General features: G+C 61.3%; 15 protein-coding genes. 9 read left to right on the top strand and 6 right to left on the bottom strand.

What is annotated here, in order from left to right:
* Positions 1–35: 35 nt before the first annotated feature.
* The 3 genes from AAIS01_RS23360 to AAIS01_RS23350 are packed head-to-tail and all read left to right on the top strand — an operon-like array spanning position 36 to position 3,730.
* Positions 36–1,844 (top strand): sensor histidine kinase, encoded by a 1,809-nt coding sequence (locus AAIS01_RS23360; protein ID WP_343470906.1) that lies wholly within the window; start codon positions 36–38, stop codon positions 1,842–1,844.
* Positions 1,841–3,229 (top strand): sigma-54-dependent transcriptional regulator, encoded by a 1,389-nt coding sequence (locus AAIS01_RS23355; RefSeq protein ID WP_343470905.1) that lies wholly within the window; start codon positions 1,841–1,843, stop codon positions 3,227–3,229. Before AAIS01_RS23360 ends, AAIS01_RS23355 begins: the two co-directional genes overlap by 4 nt.
* Before the next feature lie 45 nt (positions 3,230–3,274).
* A complete protein-coding gene (locus AAIS01_RS23350) occupies positions 3,275–3,730 on the top strand; it encodes a YiiD C-terminal domain-containing protein (protein WP_343470904.1) in 456 nt (151 codons plus the stop codon).
* A 124-nt stretch (positions 3,731–3,854) separates the two neighbouring features.
* Here AAIS01_RS23350 and cysQ read toward each other — a convergent pair whose 3' ends face one another.
* Entirely contained in the window at positions 3,855–4,682 is an 828-nt protein-coding gene (gene cysQ / locus AAIS01_RS23345; protein ID WP_343470903.1) for a 3'(2'),5'-bisphosphate nucleotidase CysQ, read from the bottom strand.
* Complete coding sequence (gene nudE / locus AAIS01_RS23340; protein ID WP_160894030.1) at positions 4,679–5,245, bottom strand: ADP compounds hydrolase NudE; 567 nt, start codon at positions 5,243–5,245, stop codon at positions 4,679–4,681. Before nudE ends, cysQ begins: the two co-directional genes overlap by 4 nt.
* Before the next feature lie 88 nt (positions 5,246–5,333).
* Here nudE and yrfG point away from each other — a divergent pair, with 88 nt between their 5' ends.
* On the top strand, positions 5,334–5,996 hold the full coding sequence (gene yrfG / locus AAIS01_RS23335) for a GMP/IMP nucleotidase (RefSeq protein WP_343470902.1): 663 nt from the start codon (positions 5,334–5,336) through the stop codon (positions 5,994–5,996).
* A 105-nt stretch (positions 5,997–6,101) separates the two neighbouring features.
* Here yrfG and lysM read toward each other — a convergent pair whose 3' ends face one another.
* Complete coding sequence (gene lysM, locus AAIS01_RS23330; protein WP_343470901.1) at positions 6,102–6,551, bottom strand: peptidoglycan-binding protein LysM; 450 nt, start codon at positions 6,549–6,551, stop codon at positions 6,102–6,104.
* Between the two features lie 136 nt (positions 6,552–6,687).
* On the opposite strand from lysM, the gene AAIS01_RS23325 reads away from it, so the two are divergent.
* The 4 genes from AAIS01_RS23325 to AAIS01_RS23310 all read left to right on the top strand — a co-directional run bounded on the left by AAIS01_RS23325 (position 6,688) and on the right by AAIS01_RS23310 (position 11,599).
* Positions 6,688–7,575 carry a LysR family transcriptional regulator gene (locus tag AAIS01_RS23325; RefSeq protein WP_343470900.1) on the top strand — a complete coding sequence of 296 codons (888 nt, stop codon included), beginning with the start codon at positions 6,688–6,690 and terminating at the stop codon, positions 7,573–7,575.
* 93 nt (positions 7,576–7,668) lie between these two features.
* Positions 7,669–8,508 (top strand): formate dehydrogenase accessory sulfurtransferase FdhD, encoded by an 840-nt coding sequence (gene fdhD, locus AAIS01_RS23320; RefSeq protein WP_343470899.1) that lies wholly within the window; start codon positions 7,669–7,671, stop codon positions 8,506–8,508.
* Entirely contained in the window at positions 8,505–10,853 is a 2,349-nt protein-coding gene (locus AAIS01_RS23315; protein ID WP_343470898.1) for an FdhF/YdeP family oxidoreductase, read from the top strand. Before fdhD ends, AAIS01_RS23315 begins: the two co-directional genes overlap by 4 nt.
* Before the next feature lie 260 nt (positions 10,854–11,113).
* Positions 11,114–11,599, top strand: a complete 486-nt coding sequence (locus AAIS01_RS23310) for a glycine zipper domain-containing protein (protein ID WP_092402083.1) — start codon at positions 11,114–11,116, stop codon at positions 11,597–11,599.
* Positions 11,600–11,685: 86 nt separating this feature from the next.
* On the opposite strand, the gene AAIS01_RS23305 is transcribed toward AAIS01_RS23310, so the two are convergent.
* The 3 genes from AAIS01_RS23305 to AAIS01_RS23295 all read right to left on the bottom strand — a co-directional run bounded on the left by AAIS01_RS23305 (position 11,686) and on the right by AAIS01_RS23295 (position 15,422).
* Positions 11,686–12,105, bottom strand: a complete 420-nt coding sequence (locus tag AAIS01_RS23305; RefSeq protein ID WP_343470897.1) for an acyl-CoA thioesterase — start codon at positions 12,103–12,105, stop codon at positions 11,686–11,688.
* A gap of 39 nt (positions 12,106–12,144) precedes the next feature.
* Positions 12,145–13,386 carry a 3-hydroxyacyl-CoA dehydrogenase gene (locus AAIS01_RS23300; RefSeq protein ID WP_343470896.1) on the bottom strand — a complete coding sequence of 414 codons (1,242 nt, stop codon included), beginning with the start codon at positions 13,384–13,386 and terminating at the stop codon, positions 12,145–12,147.
* Between the two features lie 107 nt (positions 13,387–13,493).
* A complete protein-coding gene (locus AAIS01_RS23295; RefSeq protein ID WP_343470895.1) occupies positions 13,494–15,422 on the bottom strand; it encodes a RecQ family ATP-dependent DNA helicase in 1,929 nt (642 codons plus the stop codon).
* 248 nt (positions 15,423–15,670) lie between these two features.
* Between AAIS01_RS23295 and AAIS01_RS23290 the strand changes: the two genes are divergently transcribed.
* The gene (locus AAIS01_RS23290; protein WP_343470894.1) at positions 15,671–16,735 is read left to right on the top strand and encodes a S8 family peptidase; all 1,065 of its coding nucleotides are present in this window, start codon (positions 15,671–15,673) and stop codon (positions 16,733–16,735) included.
* Positions 16,736–16,749 lie beyond the last annotated feature (14 nt).

Raw genomic sequence — 16,749 nt, 5'->3', positions numbered from 1 at the left:
CATAATGCGCCTGTCCCCACAGGCGCCTGATGCTCATGAACTCCACTCTTCCCCGCAGACCCCGCTGGCGCAGCCTGGCCTTGCTTGCGCTGTGCCTGGCGCCGTTGCTGTGGCCGCTGGAACATCTGGCCGAGCGTTACTACCGCAGTGAACTGGCCGGGCAGAACCGCCAGACCCTCGATCTCTATGTCGCCAACCTGTTGGGCACCCTGCACCGCTATGAAGTGCTGCCGCAGATTCTCGGTGAACTGCCGGCCCTGCGCGCCACCTTACTGACACCGGACGACGGCATCATCCAGGGCAATGCCAATCGACTGCTGAAAAACATCAGCGCCCAGACCGGTGCAGAAGTCATGTACCTGATGGACCCCACCGGCAAGACCCTGGCGGCATCGAACTGGGACAAACACGACAGTTTCGTCGGCCGCAATTTCGCCTTTCGGCCGTACTACATCGAAGCCATGGCCGGGCGGCTGGGACGCTTCTTCGGCTTGGGCACCACCTCGGCCAAACGCGGTTATTTCTTCGCCGCTGCGGTGCGCGACCGTGAAAAAGTCATCGGTGTGCTGGTGGTCAAGGTCGACCTGGACCACACCGAAAGTCTCTGGGGCAAAACCCCCGAGCAACTGCTGGTGACCGATCACAACGGCGTGGTGATCCTCACTTCGCGCCAGGAATGGCGATTCCGCGCAACCCGCTCTTTAAGTGACGAAGAAAGTAAATCCATCAGTGCCGTACAACCCTACCCAACCCGCGATCCCAAACCGCTGAACCTGGATCCGAACGCCTGGCTGACCCAGACCGAGTCCATCGAAGAGACCGGCTGGAGCGTGAGCATCCTCGCCCCGCGCACCCTGATCGACCGTCCGGTGCGCACGGTGGTGGTCATCGGCGGCGCGGCGTTGCTGGTTTTGATGCTGTTGCTCGGGTTGATGATGCAGCGCCGGCGGCATTACCTGGATCGTATCGCTTTCGAAGGCAAGGCCCGTCAGGAGCTGGAAGGTCGGGTGGCCGAGCGCACCAGTGACCTGGAAGGCCTGAACCGGCGACTCAAGCAAGAGGTGCTGGAACGCGAGCAGGCCCAGCAGGAACTGGTCCGCGCCCAGGATGACCTGGTGCAGGCCGGCAAGCTGTCGGCGCTTGGCACCATGTCGGCCAGCATCAGCCACGAACTCAACCAGCCGTTGGCGGCGATTCGCAGCTATGCCGAAAACGCCGAAATATTGCTCGATCACCAGCGCACCGAGGACGCCCGAGGCAACCTCAAGCTGATCAGTGAGCTGACCGGGCGCATGGCCTCGATCATCGCCCATTTGCGCGCCTTCGCCCGCCGCGACCGTCACGCCCCGGAAAGCGTCGCCCTGCAACCGGCGCTGGATGATGCCCTGGCATTGCTCGCCAAACGTCGGCGCAGCATGGAAGTGGAGCTGATCCGCGACCTGCCGGCCGCCACATTGTGGGTCGAGGCCGGGGAGACGCGCTTGCGCCAAGTGCTCGGCAACCTGCTGGCCAACGCACTCGACGCCCTGACTGAAAAAGGCCCCCCGCGCAAACTCTGGCTCAGTGCCGAAGCCACCGAAACCGGCGTCAACCTGTACATCCGCGATAACGGCCCAGGGTTTTGCATGGAAGCCCTTGGTCGCGCGGGCGAGCCTTTCTACACCACCAAGACCCGCACCCAGGGCCTTGGCCTGGGGCTGGCGATTTGCGACACCCTGATGCGCGCCTTCGGCGGTGAACTGTCGTTCGCCAACCACAAGGAAGGCGGCGCCCTGATCACCCTGAAGTTGCGCGCCGGCGCGCCCGGCGTGAGCCTGCAACCGTCCGAGGACCGTAGTGTATGACCATCGACAACCGGATTGAGGTGGTGCTGATCGACGACGATCCCCACTTGCGTCAGGCCTTGAGCCAGACCCTCGACCTGGCCGGCCTGAAAGTCCTGCCATTGGCCGAGGCCAAGGGCGTGGCCGGGCAACTGTCCCGCGACTGGCCGGGTGTGGTGGTCAGTGACATTCGCATGCCGGGCATCGACGGCCTTGAACTGCTGAGCGAACTTCATGCCCAGGATCCGGAGCTGCCGGTGTTACTGATCACCGGCCACGGTGACGTGCCCCTGGCGGTGCAGGCCATGCGTTCCGGGGCCTATGACTTCCTGGAAAAACCTTTCCCCAGCGATCACCTGCTCGACAGCGTGCGCCGGGCCCTGGCCTTGCGCCGGCTGGTGCTGGACAACCGCAGCCTGCGCCTGGCCCTGAGCGACCGTCATGAGCTCAGCGCCCGGCTCGTCGGCCAATCGCCCTCGATGCTGCGCCTGCGCGAGCAGATCGGTGCACTGGCGGCAACCCGCGCCGATGTGCTGATCCTCGGTGAAACCGGGGCCGGCAAGGAGGTCGTCGCCCGAGCCCTGCACGACCTTTCGGGCCGGCGCAACGGCCCCTTCGTCGCGATCAATGCGGGGGCCCTGGCCGAGTCGGTGGTGGAGAGCGAGCTGTTCGGTCATGAGCCCGGCGCTTTCACCGGCGCGCAGAAGCGCCGCATCGGCAAGTTCGAGTTCGCCAACGGCGGCACGCTGTTTCTCGATGAAATCGAAAGCATGAGCCTGGACGTTCAGGTCAAACTGCTGCGGCTGCTGCAAGAGCGGGTGGTGGAACGACTGGGGGGCAATCAACAGATCCCGCTGGATATCCGCGTCATCGCCGCCACCAAGGAGGACCTGCGCCAGGCCGCTGATCAGGGTCGTTTTCGCGCCGACCTGTACTACCGCCTGAACGTCGCGCCGCTGCGCATACCGCCGCTGCGTGAACGCGGGGAGGATGCCCTGATGCTGTTCCAGCATTTCGCCGACGAAGCCAGCGCCCGTCACGGTCTGCCGCCCCACGAGTTGCAACCGGCCCAACGGGCATTGCTGCTACGCCATAGCTGGCCGGGCAACGTGCGGGAACTGCAGAACGCCGCCGAACGTTTTGCCCTGGGCCTGGAACTGGCCCTGGACAACAGCGCGCCGGACGGCAGCCCCGGTGCACCGATCGAGCTGGTCAGCGGCGGCTTGAGCGAACAGGTGGAAAATTTCGAGAAGACTCTGATTGCCGCCGAACTGGCCCGCCCCCACGGCTCGGTGCGCAGCCTCGCAGAAGCGCTGGGCATTCCGCGCAAGACCTTGCACGACAAGTTACGCAAGCATGGGCTGAACTTCGGCGACAGCCATGGTCCTGCCGATGAGTCTGATTGAGTCTGCTTGAGTGATTGCCATCTTCCCTTTCAAAAGAGGCCCTGCATGAACCGCGACAGTCGTTACCTGGAATCGATCCTGCACCACGACATCCCGTTGACGCGGGACATGGGCCTCAAAGTGCTCGACTGGCAGGCCCGGCAGCTGCGTCTGTTTTTACCGCTGGAGGCCAACGTCAACCACAAGAGCACCATGTTCGGCGGCAGCCTGTACTGCGGCGCGGTGCTGGGCGGCTGGGGCTGGCTACACCTGGCCTTGCGCGAAGAAGGCATTGAGGACGGGCATATCGTCATTCAGGAAGGGCAAATCAGTTATCCACTGCCGGTCACGAGGGACGCCACAGTCATTTGCCAGGCCCCCGAAGAAAAGGTCTGGAACCGCTTCCTGGCCACCTATCGGCGTTACGGACGCGCGCGGCTGACCTTGCAGACCCAGGTGACAAATGCCGGGAGCGAAGCACCAGCGGTGCAATTTGTGGGGCAGTACGTGTTGCACCGCTGAAGCAACGCAGCCTCTGTGGCGAGGGGATTTATCCCCGTTGGGCTGCGCAGCAGCCCCCTAACAACAGGGCCGCTTCGCGCCCCAGCGGGGATAAATCCCCTCGCCACAGAGGATCGGAGGCGGCTTAAGAGCAGGCGAGTTCCAATAGCTTTGCCCTCCACGGCGCCTTTGCCGGCAACGCCAGGAAGAATTCATTCAACAGCGACTCCCGCGGTGGATAACAGAACGGCTCGCCACGTAGATCCAGCACCTCGCCGCCCGCCCCCTCCAACACGCCCTGGGCGGCGGCGGTGTCCCACTGGGACGTCGGCGCCAGTCGCGGATAGCAATCCGCCGCGCCCTCGGCCAGCAGGCAGAACTTCAACGAACTGCCGATGCTCGTCAGCTGCAACTGCCCCAGGCACTCGCTCAAGCCGCCCAAGAGACGCTCTTGCTCCGGGCTGGTATGGCGACGGCTGGCGACCACCGTAAAAGCATCACCCGGTGCCGGCACGTTACGCACTTCGATCGGCAAAGGCTCGCCACCCTTGTCGCCACGCCAGGCGCCGAGCCCCGCGCCACCGACGTAAAAGCGACCATTGGTGGGCATCGACACTACGCCAAACACCACCCGCCCCTGCTCGACCAGTGCGATATTGACGGTGAATTCCTCACTGCCAGAAATAAACTCCTTGGTGCCGTCCAGCGGGTCCACCAACCACCAGCGTTGCCAGCCGGCGCGCACGCTTTGCGCAATATTGGCGTCCTCTTCGGAGAGGATCGGGATATCCGGCGCCAGCGCGGTCAGCCCGGCCACGATCACATCGTGAGCGGCCATGTCTGCGGCGGTCACCGGCGATGCGTCGGACTTGTGGTTGACCTGCACATTGGCTCGCCAGAACGGCAGGATCGCCTCACCGGCCTTGAGCGCCAGCTCGACCACAGGAGCCATCAGGGGATCGGGAAAATTCATGACAGGAACGCTCCGCGCTGGGTCAGCAGGTCACGGGCCAGGTACAGCGCCGCCAAGGCCCGACCCTCCGTGAATTGAGGGTTTTGCGCCAAGGCCGACAACTCACGCAGATTGACCTTGTCCACGCGCATCGGCTCGGGCTCGTCGCCTTCCAGCCGCTCTTCATAGAGATCGGTCGCCAGCACCACCTGGATCTTCTGGCTCATGTAGCCGGGAGACAGGGACAGTTCCGTCAGGTGCTCCAGTTGACGCGCACCAAAACCGGCTTCTTCCTTAAGCTCCCGCTCAGCCGCCGCCAGCACGTCTTCACCCGGCTCGATCAAGCCCTTGGGCAGGGACAGCTCGTAGGCATCGGTGCCGCCACAGTATTCTTCCACCAGCACGGCGTGATCGGCGTCGAGCATCGCCACGATCATCACCGCGCCGTAACCTGCGCCCTTACCCGCTAAACGTTCATAGGTGCGCTCCACGCCGTTGGAAAACCGCAGTTTCAGTTCTTCCACGCAAAACAGGCGGCTGGTGGCGACGATCCGTCGATCGAGTATGGTGGGTTTCTGGCGCATAAACGGCTCCCTGGGCGATAGCGAGCTACTATACCCGGCCTATTCTGATTGTTTGTGTCGGATATCCGATTACCGCTGGAGAAGTTTTATGGCCTTGCTGCCCTGGCACGAGATCGACACGGTGCTGCTGGACATGGACGGCACCTTGCTGGACCTGCATTACGACAACCATTTCTGGATGGAACACTTGCCCCAGCGCTACGCCGAACTGCATGGCGTGAGCCGGGCCATGGCCGAGCTGGAGCTGCAACCGCTGTTCGAGCGCAACGCCGGTCAGTTGCAGTGGTATTGCCTGGACTTCTGGAGCACCGAGCTGAAACTGCCGGTGCGCGAACTGAAACTGGAAACTGCGCACCTGATTGCCCTACGCCCGGACGCCGACACCTTCCTGGCGGCGATCCAGCAGGCTGGCAAACGGGTGGTCATGATCACCAACGCCCATCGCGATTCGTTGTCCCTGAAGCTGGAACGCATCGAACTGGCCCCCTACTTCGAACGTTTGATCAGCTCTCACGATTATGGTTTTCCCAAGGAAAGCCCGCAGTTCTGGGATGCCCTGCAAGCCGACCTGAACTTCGACCCGGCCCGCAGCCTGTTTATCGATGACACCTTGCCGGTGCTGCGCAGCGCCCGGGATTTCGGCGTGGCGCATCTGCTCGCGGTGAGCGTACCGGACAGCCGCAAAGGGCCGAAAGACACCGGGGAGTTTGAAGCGTTGGGGGATTATCGGGATCTGATCGAAGGGCTCTGAAAGCCTATGTGGCGAGGGAGCTTGCTCCCGTTCGGCTGCGCAGCAGTCGCATGGGGGCCGCTGCGCAGCCCAGCGGGAGCAAGCTCCCTCGCCACAGGGGACCGGCTACTCAGGAATGCGCAGCACCTGCCCCGGATAGATCTTGTCCGGATGCGACAACATCGGTTTGTTGGCTTCGAAAATCTTGTGGTACTGGTTCGCATCACCATAAACACGCTTGGAAATGGCGCTCAGGGTGTCACCTTTTGCGACGGTAACGAACTTGGCCTCAGTAGCCACAGGACCCGTCACCGTGATTTGGTCATCGACTTCACTGATACCGTGCACGTTGCCCAGCGCCAACAAAATCTTTTCTTTCTCTTCCTGGGTCGCAGCTTCACCCGAGGCAATGACTTTTTCGCCCTCGACTTTCACCTGGATTTTTGAAGTATCAATGCCTGTCAACGCATCCTTTACATGATTGGTCAGCGCTTCGCTGTTGGCCTGTGCCTTGTCGGGCGTCAGTGCATCAAGAATTTTCTCACCGGCATCTTTCAAAAAGCTGAAAAGGCTCATCGTGTTCTCTCCATAGGTTTAAGTGTCCAGACGCAAAAGCCTAGACCAAGCCAAACGAACCCGGTTCCCAGCCGACCAATGACCCTGCCGCGCGCAAAGCGCTAGAATCCGAACCTTCCCGCGCCCTGGAACGAAGATGGACATCAAGCAGCTGAAATTTCTCATCGCGCTCGACGAAACCCGCCACTTCGGCCAGGCGGCCGCGCGCTGCCACATCACCCAACCGACTCTGTCGATGCGCCTGCGCAGCCTTGAAGAGGAGCTGGGTCTGCCGCTGGTCAATCGAGGCCAGCGCTTCGAAGGTTTCACCGCTCCAGGGGAACGGGTGTTGGCCTGGGCGCGCACGGTCATGGCGGCCTATGACGGTCTTCAGGCCGAAGCGGCGGCCTGCCGTGGCAACCTGGTGGGTACCCTGCGCCTGGGTGTGGTGCCCTTGTCGGACTTCGATCCGTTGTCGATGATGCAGCGCTTGCACAGCGAGCACCCTAACCTGCATTTCGAGTTGTCCTCCCTGAGCTCCGAACGCATCCTCGAACAACTGGCGAACAACCGCATCGACCTGGGCATTTCCTATCTGGAGCGCCTGGACACCGAGCGCTTTGACGCCTTGCCCTTCAGCCATACGCGCATGGGCCTGCTCTATGACCAGCGCTACTTCTACTTCGGTGAGCAGCCACTGAGCTGGGAAGCGCTGATCGAGTTACCCCTGGGCATGCTCACCAGCGGCATGCATTTTCGTCAGTCCATCGACCACAACTTCCACAGTCGGGGCCTCACCCCCCGCCCTTTGCTGCAAACCGACGCGGTGCATCAATTGTTACAAGCCGTACACGGCGGCCTGTGTTGCGCGGTGATGCCGCTGGAAAGTGGCCTGGGTATGCTGACCCAGGATTTGCGCATCCAACCCATCGAAGACGCACAAACCCTGGTCCCGTTGGGTCTGATCATGCGCCGCGGCGCTCCGCGCTCGGCTTTGGCGGAGGCTTGCTTCGCCCTCTACCAGAAATCGTCAACGACATCTTGATCGACGTCATCTATTGATAGATCAGTAATAGCGATTAGACGTGGCAGATTGCCGCATTTAGTCTTATCACTATTCCCACTGTCAGTGATGCCTATGAACGACAAGCCTCCGGTCTGTTCTGCGCCTGCGGAGAAAATACCCGCGCCAGCCGCCAGCCAGAGCTATCGCTATTGCAACCTGGACCATTCCCAATCGGACAGCACCGCGCTGGCCGAGGAAGTGGCGCTGGCGATCGCCTATAACGGCATCAGTCAGGCTGTCATGCTGGTCACGCCCTCTGACCTTGAAGACTTCATCGTCGGCTTCAGCCTGGGCAGCGGCATCATCGAAGACCCTGCGGACATCTATGACGTGCAACTGAGCGGCGACGGTTCTGCGCAATACGCCCAGGTAACCATCGCCAATCGTGCCTTCTGGAGCCTCAAGCAACAACGCCGACAACTGGCCGGCACCAGCGGTTGCGGGCTTTGCGGGGTGGAAGCGGTGGAGCAGGCATTACCGAACCTCAAGGCACTGCCCGGCACGCCCCTGCCACCGGCCCAGTGGCTCGAAGGCCTGCGTCAACGCATCGGCCAGTTCCAGCCCCTGGGCCAGCATTGCGGCGCGGTACACGCGGCCCTGTTCTTGAACGCCCAAGGTCAATTGCTGCTGGGGCGCGAAGACATCGGCCGGCACAACGCGCTCGACAAACTGATCGGCGCGCTGATCCGACAGCAGATCCCGGTGAGCGGAGGCGTGGCGATCGTCACCAGTCGGTGCAGCCTCGAACTGATCCAGAAAGTGTTGCGCGCCGGTATCCAGACCCTGGTCAGCCTGTCGTCACCCACCGGCCTTGCCGTGCAATGGGCCCGACAACACAACCTCAATCTCATCCACCTGCCGCAGAAAAGTGCGCCGCGGGTCTATAGCCCTGCGATGGAGAATCAAGCGTGAGCAATCATCAACAAGCCGACCAGAAACCCGTACCACGCTACAAGCCCTACAAGGGCCCGGCCGGTGGTTGGGGCGCGCTGATCAGCGTCGCTCAGGCCTGGCTGACCAGCGACAATGCGCTGAAGAACCTGCGCATGATGCTCAAGACCAACCAGAACGGCGGCTTTGACTGCCCAGGCTGCGCCTGGGGCGATTCGCCGGAAAGCGGCATGGTCAAGTTCTGCGAGAACGGCGCCAAAGCCGTGAACTGGGAAGCGACCAAGCGCCGTGTCGATGGCGCATTCTTCGCAAAACACAGTGTGACATCGCTGCTGGAGCAGAGCGACTATTGGCTGGAATACCAGGGGCGCCTGACCGAGCCACTGAGCTACGACGCCGAAACCGACCGCTACAAACCCATCAGTTGGGAAGCGGCATTTGCCCTGATCGGCAAACACTTGCAAGGGCTCTCCAGCCCGAACCAGGCTGAGTTCTATACTTCGGGCCGGGCCAGCAACGAAGCGGCCTACCTCTATCAGTTGTTCGTGCGCGCCTACGGCACCAATAACTTCCCCGACTGCTCGAACATGTGCCATGAAGCCAGTGGCGTGGCGCTGTCCCAGAGTGTCGGCGTGGGCAAAGGCACCGTGACTTTCGACGATTTCGAACATGCCGACGCGATTTTCGTCTGGGGCCAGAACCCGGGCACCAACCATCCACGCATGCTCGAACCGCTACGCGAAGCGGTGAAACGTGGTGCCCAGGTGGTGTGTATCAACCCGCTCAAGGAGCGTGGCCTGGAGCGTTTCCAGCATCCACAAAACCCGATCGAGATGCTCACCAACGGGGACAGACCGACCAACTCTGCCTATTTCCGTCCGGCCTTGGGTGGCGACATGGCGGTCTTGCGGGGCATGGCGAAGTTCCTGCTGCAATGGGAACGTGAGGCGCAAAACACCGGCGCTGCGGCGGTATTCGACCACGCGTTCCTGAACGAACACAGCATCGACGTACTGGATTACCTGGCCGTGGTCGATGACACGCCGTGGGAACAGATCGTTGAGCAGTCGGGTTTGACCCTGGTCGAGATCGAACAAGCGGCGCGCATGTACGCCATCAGCAAGAACGTGATCATGTGCTGGGCAATGGGCATCACCCAGCATCGCCATTCGGTGGCGACCATTCAGGAAATCGCCAACCTGATGCTGCTGCGTGGCAACATCGGCCGACCGGGCGCCGGCCTGTGCCCGGTTCGCGGCCACAGCAACGTGCAGGGCGACCGGACCATGGGCATCAACGAGCGTCCGCCGGCGGCGTTCCTTGACTCGCTGGAGCGTCGCTTCCAGTTCAAGGTGCCGCGCGAGAACGGCCACAACGTGGTCGAAGCGATCCACGCCATGGCTGACGGCCGGGCGAAGGTCTTCATCGCTCTGGGCGGCAACTTCGCCCAGGCCACTCCGGACAGTGATCGCACGTTCCAGGCCTTGGGCAATTGCGACCTGACCGTGCAGATCAGCACCAAGCTCAACCGCAGCCATCTGGCTCACGGAAAAGAGGCGCTGATCCTGCCGTGCCTGGGCCGCACCGACATCGACCTTCAAGTCGAAGGCGCGCAAGCGGTGACCGTGGAAGACTCCTTCAGTATGGTCCATGCGTCCAATGGCCAATTGCAGCCGTTGTCGAACCAGATGCGCTCCGAACCCTGGATCATCGCCGGCATCGCCGCCGCCACGCTGGGCAGCCGCCCGGTGGACTGGAACTGGCTGGTGGCTGATTACAGCCGCATCCGCGACTTGATCGCCGACACTATCCCGGGGTTTAAAGACTTCAACGAGAAGCTCCAGAATCCCGGTGGTTTCTATCTGGGCAACAGTGCCGGTGCGCGTCGCTGGAACACTGCCTCCGGCCGCGCCAACTTCAAACCCAACCGGTTGCCAACCGACCTGGTGCACGAACGCACCCGCGCCACCGGCCAGTTGCCTGACCTGATCATGCAGTCCATGCGTTCTCACGATCAGTACAACACCACGATCTATGGCCTTGATGACCGCTATCGTGGCGTGAAGGGCCAGCGTGACGTGTTGTTCGTCAACGAAGCGGACATCATTCGCCTGGGCTTCAAGCCAGGGCAGAAGGCCGACATTGTTTCGCTGTGGGACGACGGGCGCGAACGACGGGTCAAGGGCTTTACCCTGCTGGCATTCGACATCCCTGCCGGACAGGCCGCCGCCTATTACCCTGAAGTGAATCCGTTGGTGCCGTTGGAGAGCACCGGCGACGGCAGCCATACCCCGACCTCGAAATTCGTGGCGATCCGTCTGGAAGCGGCGAGCGAGAATGGGCTGATTCTGGCCAAGTCGGCCTGACACAACGTGCCAGGAGATCAGGTTGTGTGGGAGCAAGGCTCGGCTCCCACGATACTGTTTTCAAACGCCCACAAAAAAGGCCGTTTTCCATAGAAAACGGCCTGTCCGAAGTAGCTAAAGACCGGCGAAAATCTGTTAAGTTCCGCAGTTAAAACAATAACTTATCGAATTGTGCACAAGTCGTGTTACTCGTCGGATTTTGATTGTAACCAAGCGAAGCCAGCCTCAGGATCGCGCCGTCATCCCTTTGAGGCTCCTCTATGAAGTTCTCCTCGATTCTCTTGTTGTCCCTTGGCCTGGTCAGTGGCGTAGCCTCTGCCGGTGGCACCACCGAAGCAGGCGTGGGCGGCGCATTGGGCGGGGTTCTGGGTTCAGTGGTCGGCCAGTCCTTGGGCGGCAACACCGGCTCCACCATCGGCGCGGCCTTGGGCGGCGCGGGTGGCAGTGCCGTCGGTGCGGACAAACGCAGCCGCGGCGAAGCAGCGATTGGCGGTGCGCTGGGCGCAGCCGGCGGTAACGTGGTCGGCCGTAGCGTAGGCGGCACCACCGGCAGCCTGATCGGTGCGGCAGCGGGCGGTGGCGCCGGCGGTGCATTGGGCAACTACATGGGCAAGGACGATGACGACGATCGTCGTTATGACGGTCGCCGTGGTGATCGCCGCTACTACCGTGACGGCCATCCGGGTCGTGGCCATGCCTACGGGCATCGCAAGCACAAGCACAAACATCGCTATCACGACGATTGATCACTGGCTCTAGCCAGCCGTCGATAGAAAATCGCAGTCTTCGTCAGCGCTTCTCAAGAGCCTGACAGGAGACTGCGATTTTCGTTTCAGACCACCAACCGCTCTAAAACCGCACGTAGCGAATCCGGAATCGCCACTGGCCGATTTGACGCCCGACCCACGAATACGTGTACGAAGCGCCCCGCCGCGCAGGCCTCGTCCTCCCCCGCCTTGAACACCGCCAGTTCATACTGCACCGAACTGCTACCCAGCTTTCCTACCCGCAAACCGATTTCAATCCGGTCGGGAAAGGCGATCGAGGCAAAGTAGTCGCAAGCCGAGCTCACCACGAACCCCACCACCTCTCCATCATGGATATCCAGACCGCCGACCTCGATCAGGTAGGTGTTCACCGCCGTATCGAAAAAACTGTAGTAAGTCACGTTATTGACGTGACCGTACACATCGTTGTCATGCCAACGCGTGGTGATGGGGTGCAGGTGCGGGTATTCGCTACGTTGGGGCATCAGGTGTCCTTTACGGTTGCTCAATGGTTCATGCGTTGTTCAGGATTTTGAGGCCTGGTGTTGTGCGAATCCCTTGCCCTGTGCCGCCAGCTCCCCGATCAGACGCGCGGGCTTCCAGTGGTCCCCCTGCTTCGTTTCAAGTTCCAGCAACCGTGCATGGATGTCTTCAAGTCCCTGATGGTCGGCCCAGGCCATCGGGCCGCCCTTGTCCGCGGGAAATCCGTAGCCGTTGAGATACACCAGGTCGATGTCGTGAGCCGACTCGGCAATACCTTCCTGCAGAATTTTTGCGCCCTCATTGACCAGCGCCAGCAAGCAACGCTCGAGGACTTCCTCGGGTCCGATCTCACGACGCTGAAAACCCAACGTTTCACTGACCCGCTGCACCAGCGCATCGACCTCTACATCGTGCTCGGCCTGCCGACTCCCGGCTTCGTAGTGATAGTAGCCGTTGCCACTTTTCTGACCGAACCGCCCCAGCTCACACAAACGGTTGTCCACCTGCACCTCCGGTGCCTCCTGGCCTTTGCCCGCCAGCTCCCGAGCGCGCCACTCCAGATCGATCCCCACGACGTCGTACATACGAAATGGCCCCATGGCAAAGCCGAAACCTTGCAATGCAGCATCCACCTGATGGGGAAACGCCCCCTCCAGCAGCATTTTGCGCGCCTCCAGCACGTAGGGGTGAAGCATCCGGTTGCCGATGAACCCGTGGCAATTGCCCGACACCACGCTGACCTTGCCCATGCGTTTGCCCAAGGCCAGGGCTGCATCCAGCACCGCTTTGGAGGTTTGCGCCCCCCGAACGATTTCCAGCAGTTTCATGATGTGCGCCGGGCTGAAGAAGTGCAGGCCCAACACCTGGGTGGAGCGGCGGGTGACGGCGGCGATGGCATCGATATCCAGTGCCGAGGTGTTGCTCGCCAGAATGGCTTGCGGTTTGAGCAAGCCGTCCAGCTCGCGGAAGATCTGTTGCTTGAGCTCAAGGTTCTCGTAAACCGCCTCGATGACCAGATCCACATTGCGGATCGCCGGGTAGTCATCTGCCCGCGTCACCCTGGCGATTCGGGCATCGGCTTCACCCTGGTCGATACGGCCCTGGCGCACGTTGTGGGCATAAGTATCGGCCACGGCAGCCAACGCCTGTTCCAGCATCTGCGGGTTGTTGTCGACCCACTGCACCGTCACGCCGGCGTTGGCCAGGCACATCACGATGCCCCGCCCCATAGTGCCTGCACCGACCACGGCGGCGCGCTGAATATCGAAAGGTGTCTGGCTCATGTTTGCTCTCTTGTTGGCGATCCAAAGACAGCCCTCACCTTAGTCAGCCACAGAATATTTTTGAAATTTATTCGTGTGATGGCGGGCATTCATCGGATGGATGCGGATTACAAAGCCGCTTGAACCCAGTGGCGAACTTCAGCGTAGGGATAATCCTCCAGCTGCGCATATCCTGGAATCGTCCGCGCCTTCAGTTTGGTGAACAACGGCACGCTGATGCCGCAGAGGAACCGGGTCACCCGCTCCGCAGAGGGTGCACTGCCAGTATGCTGCTCGTGCCTGTTGATAAAGTCGCCACATAGCGCGTTGAAGTCTCTGTCCACCAGTACCGGCAATGGTGGCGGCTCCGGCAGACGGGCAACGTGTCCATGGCACACCGAACAATGACCACAGCGCTGCGGAGCATCTTCATCGCCGAAATACTGCGCCAACCGATAACCTAAGCAACGATCGGTGGCGAACAGGTCGAGCATGGCGTGGATCCGCGCGATTTCCCCACGCTCGTGCCGGGTGAAATAATCGTGCAACTCGGCACTCAGCGCCTGAACGTCGAACCCTGCCTCAAGGACGTTATACACCTCGGTCATCTGTTTGCTTTCCAGCTCGATCCAGCCCTTTTCCTGAAAGTAATCCAGCGCCTTGACCACGCGGTTGCGCTCGGCGTGATACTGCTGGTGCATCCCGTCGAAATCCACGGTGGCCCAGGTACGGGCGCGGCTGGAGGTCTGGATAATGGCCGCGACGAACGCCTGTCGCTCACCTTCGAAGCGCTCCAGCAACGCCTGCGGCTCGATCAGAAATTTGAAGCGATACTCTGCGAAATAGGCATAACGCGGCGCGATCAGCCGGCGCAGTTCCAGTTGCACCAGCAGCGTTTTGAGCGGCAGTTGCCGGATGTTGCTCTTGTCCGCCAGCGGCCCCAGCAAAAACTCCCACTGCCCATCGGCAGCTGCGGCCTTCAACTCGTCGAGCACGCAGCGAATACCCGCCAGCTCCGGTGTATCGCCATAAACAAAGTTTTCCAGCACATTGAGGCTGTCGCGGTTGGCCAGTACCAGACAATCAGACGGCAATCCGTCACGCCCCGCCCGGCCGATCTCCTGACTGTAGTTTTCGATGGACTTGGGCAGGTCGAAATGCACCACGTTACGGATATCGCTCTTGTCGATACCCATGCCGAAGGCAATGGTCGCGACGATGCAATTGGTCTGTCCGCCCATGAACCGTCGCTGGATGGCTTCGCGTTGTTCATGAGGTAAACCGGCATGGTAAGCCTCGGCCCCAATCCCATGCTGGCTCAGATACTCGGCAATCTGCTCAGCCGTTCGCTGCAAGGTGACATAGACGATGCTCGGCTGCCCGGCTCGCTCGCCCAACCATTGCACCAGTCGCCGCCGTTTATCCGCACCGCGCACGGGCTCCACCAGCAGGTTGAGGTTGGGTCGATAGAAGCCGGTGGTGACCACATCGTCGGGGGCGATGGCGAACTTCGCCTGCATGTCCGCAATGACTTTGGGCGTTGCAGTGGCCGTCAACAGCAACACCTGGAGAATGTCGAACTGACGCTGATAATCGGGGAGCTTGAGGTAGTCGGGACGAAAGTTATGCCCCCATTCGGAGATACAGTGGGCTTCGTCCACCACCAGCAACGAGATTGGCACCTGCTGCAGGAAATTGCGGAAGCGCTCGTTCTTGAGCCGCTCCACTGAAATCATCAGGATTTTCAATTCGCCGGAACGGGCCCGTGCCATGACCTCGCTGGCTTCGTCACGACGCTGGACTGAATCAATACTCGCCGCCGCGATGCCATGGCGATGCAAGAACGCCAGTTGGTCTTGCATCAGCGCCAACAGCGGCGAGACCACCAGCGTCAAGTGCGGCAATAACAGGGCCGGCAGTTGATAACACAGGGACTTGCCCGAGCCGGTGGGGAAAATGGCTGCTGCCGACCGTCCGGCAAGCACTGCGCTGACGGCAGCTTCCTGACCGGGGCGAAACTGCGGATAACCGAAAACCTGTTCCAGGGTGCTGTGCATAAGCGGTCACTCCTTGACTGCTGCGATGCCAAAAGCCTAGCCGGACAGCGCAGGGAGTCGAGAAAAGGTTTGGGAGAAAACGATACCGGATGATACAGCCTCAGCGCCCTTATGCTTTGCCATGAAGTGATACAAATCCAGGCACTTTGATGTCTCGTTCCCGTTTCGCTTGCAAGGTAAGGTGCGCCATCCAGATGCGCTGCAGGCCAGGAAGCCTGGCGCTCAAAACTTCGTTCAAGGAATGAACCATGCCACATCCTTTTTCCGCGCTACGCACCCTGGCGCTAACGTCGGCCTCACTGCTGGCCGGCTGCTTGACCCTTCCTGAACAACCCCACACGGAAGCCGCCGCCTTTGAAACACCGGAATACCTTGCCCAGCAAGGTCTGGAGATCGTCAAGGCCTCAGCGCTGTATGCCCGAGGCGGCACCGGCCAGAACGTGACCGTGGCGCTCATCGACTCTGGACTGAACAGCAACCTGACGGAGTTCGAGGGCAGGCTGAGTGACCCCGGATTCGACCATGTCGAAAACCGTCCCGGGACCGTTGACCGTGTCGGTCACGGCACGCAAATGGCCGGCATCCTCGCCGCGAACAAGGACGGTCAGGGGATGCATGGCATCGCGTTTGACGCCCGGTTGATCCCCTTCCGTTTCGGCGACGACAACGAACCGTTTTTTTTCGACAGCGAAATCGCGCAGTCCTGGCAAAGCGGTTTCGACAAGGGTGCGCGCCTGTTCAATAACTCATGGGCCAACGCCATCCCCGCCACCGAAATCACTGAAGCACGTTACAACCAGGTGATGCCCGATTCCCTGGCCGTTGCCCGAAAACTGGTAGAAGACGGCGCCGTATTTGTCTTCCCGACCGGCAATGAGCTCAAGCGCGAGCCCTTGGCCGAACCTGGATTACCGGCAGCATTGCCGGAACTGGAGAAAGGCTGGATCGCGGTCGTGGCGTTGAAAAACGATGGCAGCACCATCAATGGAAAATCCAACTATTGCGGCGTCGCAGCCGCCTGGTGCATCGCCGTACCCGGCGGCGACGCAGGCCCACAGGCAGGCCTGCTTACCGTAGGCAAGGATGGCCGTTACGTGCAAACCGCCGGCACCTCCCCGGCCGCTGCGTTGGTCAGTGGCGCACTGGCTGCGCTGCAAAGCCTCTACCCGCAGCTCAACGCGCAGCAGGTGCGCGAGCATCTGCTGGCGACAGCCAACCGCGAAGGTATCTACGCCAACAGCGAAGCCTATGGCAGAGGGTTGATGGACCTTGAGGCTGCCGCGCTACGCGCTCCTGAACAAATGGCTGATTGAAACCCCGCGACCCG

The organism is Pseudomonas halotolerans, assembly GCF_039581215.1.
In the GTDB taxonomy this organism is placed as follows: domain Bacteria; phylum Pseudomonadota; class Gammaproteobacteria; order Pseudomonadales; family Pseudomonadaceae; genus Aquipseudomonas; species Aquipseudomonas tehranensis.
Note: the sequence above shows the minus strand (reverse complement) of the source record. Positions and strands in the feature narration are given on the sequence as shown.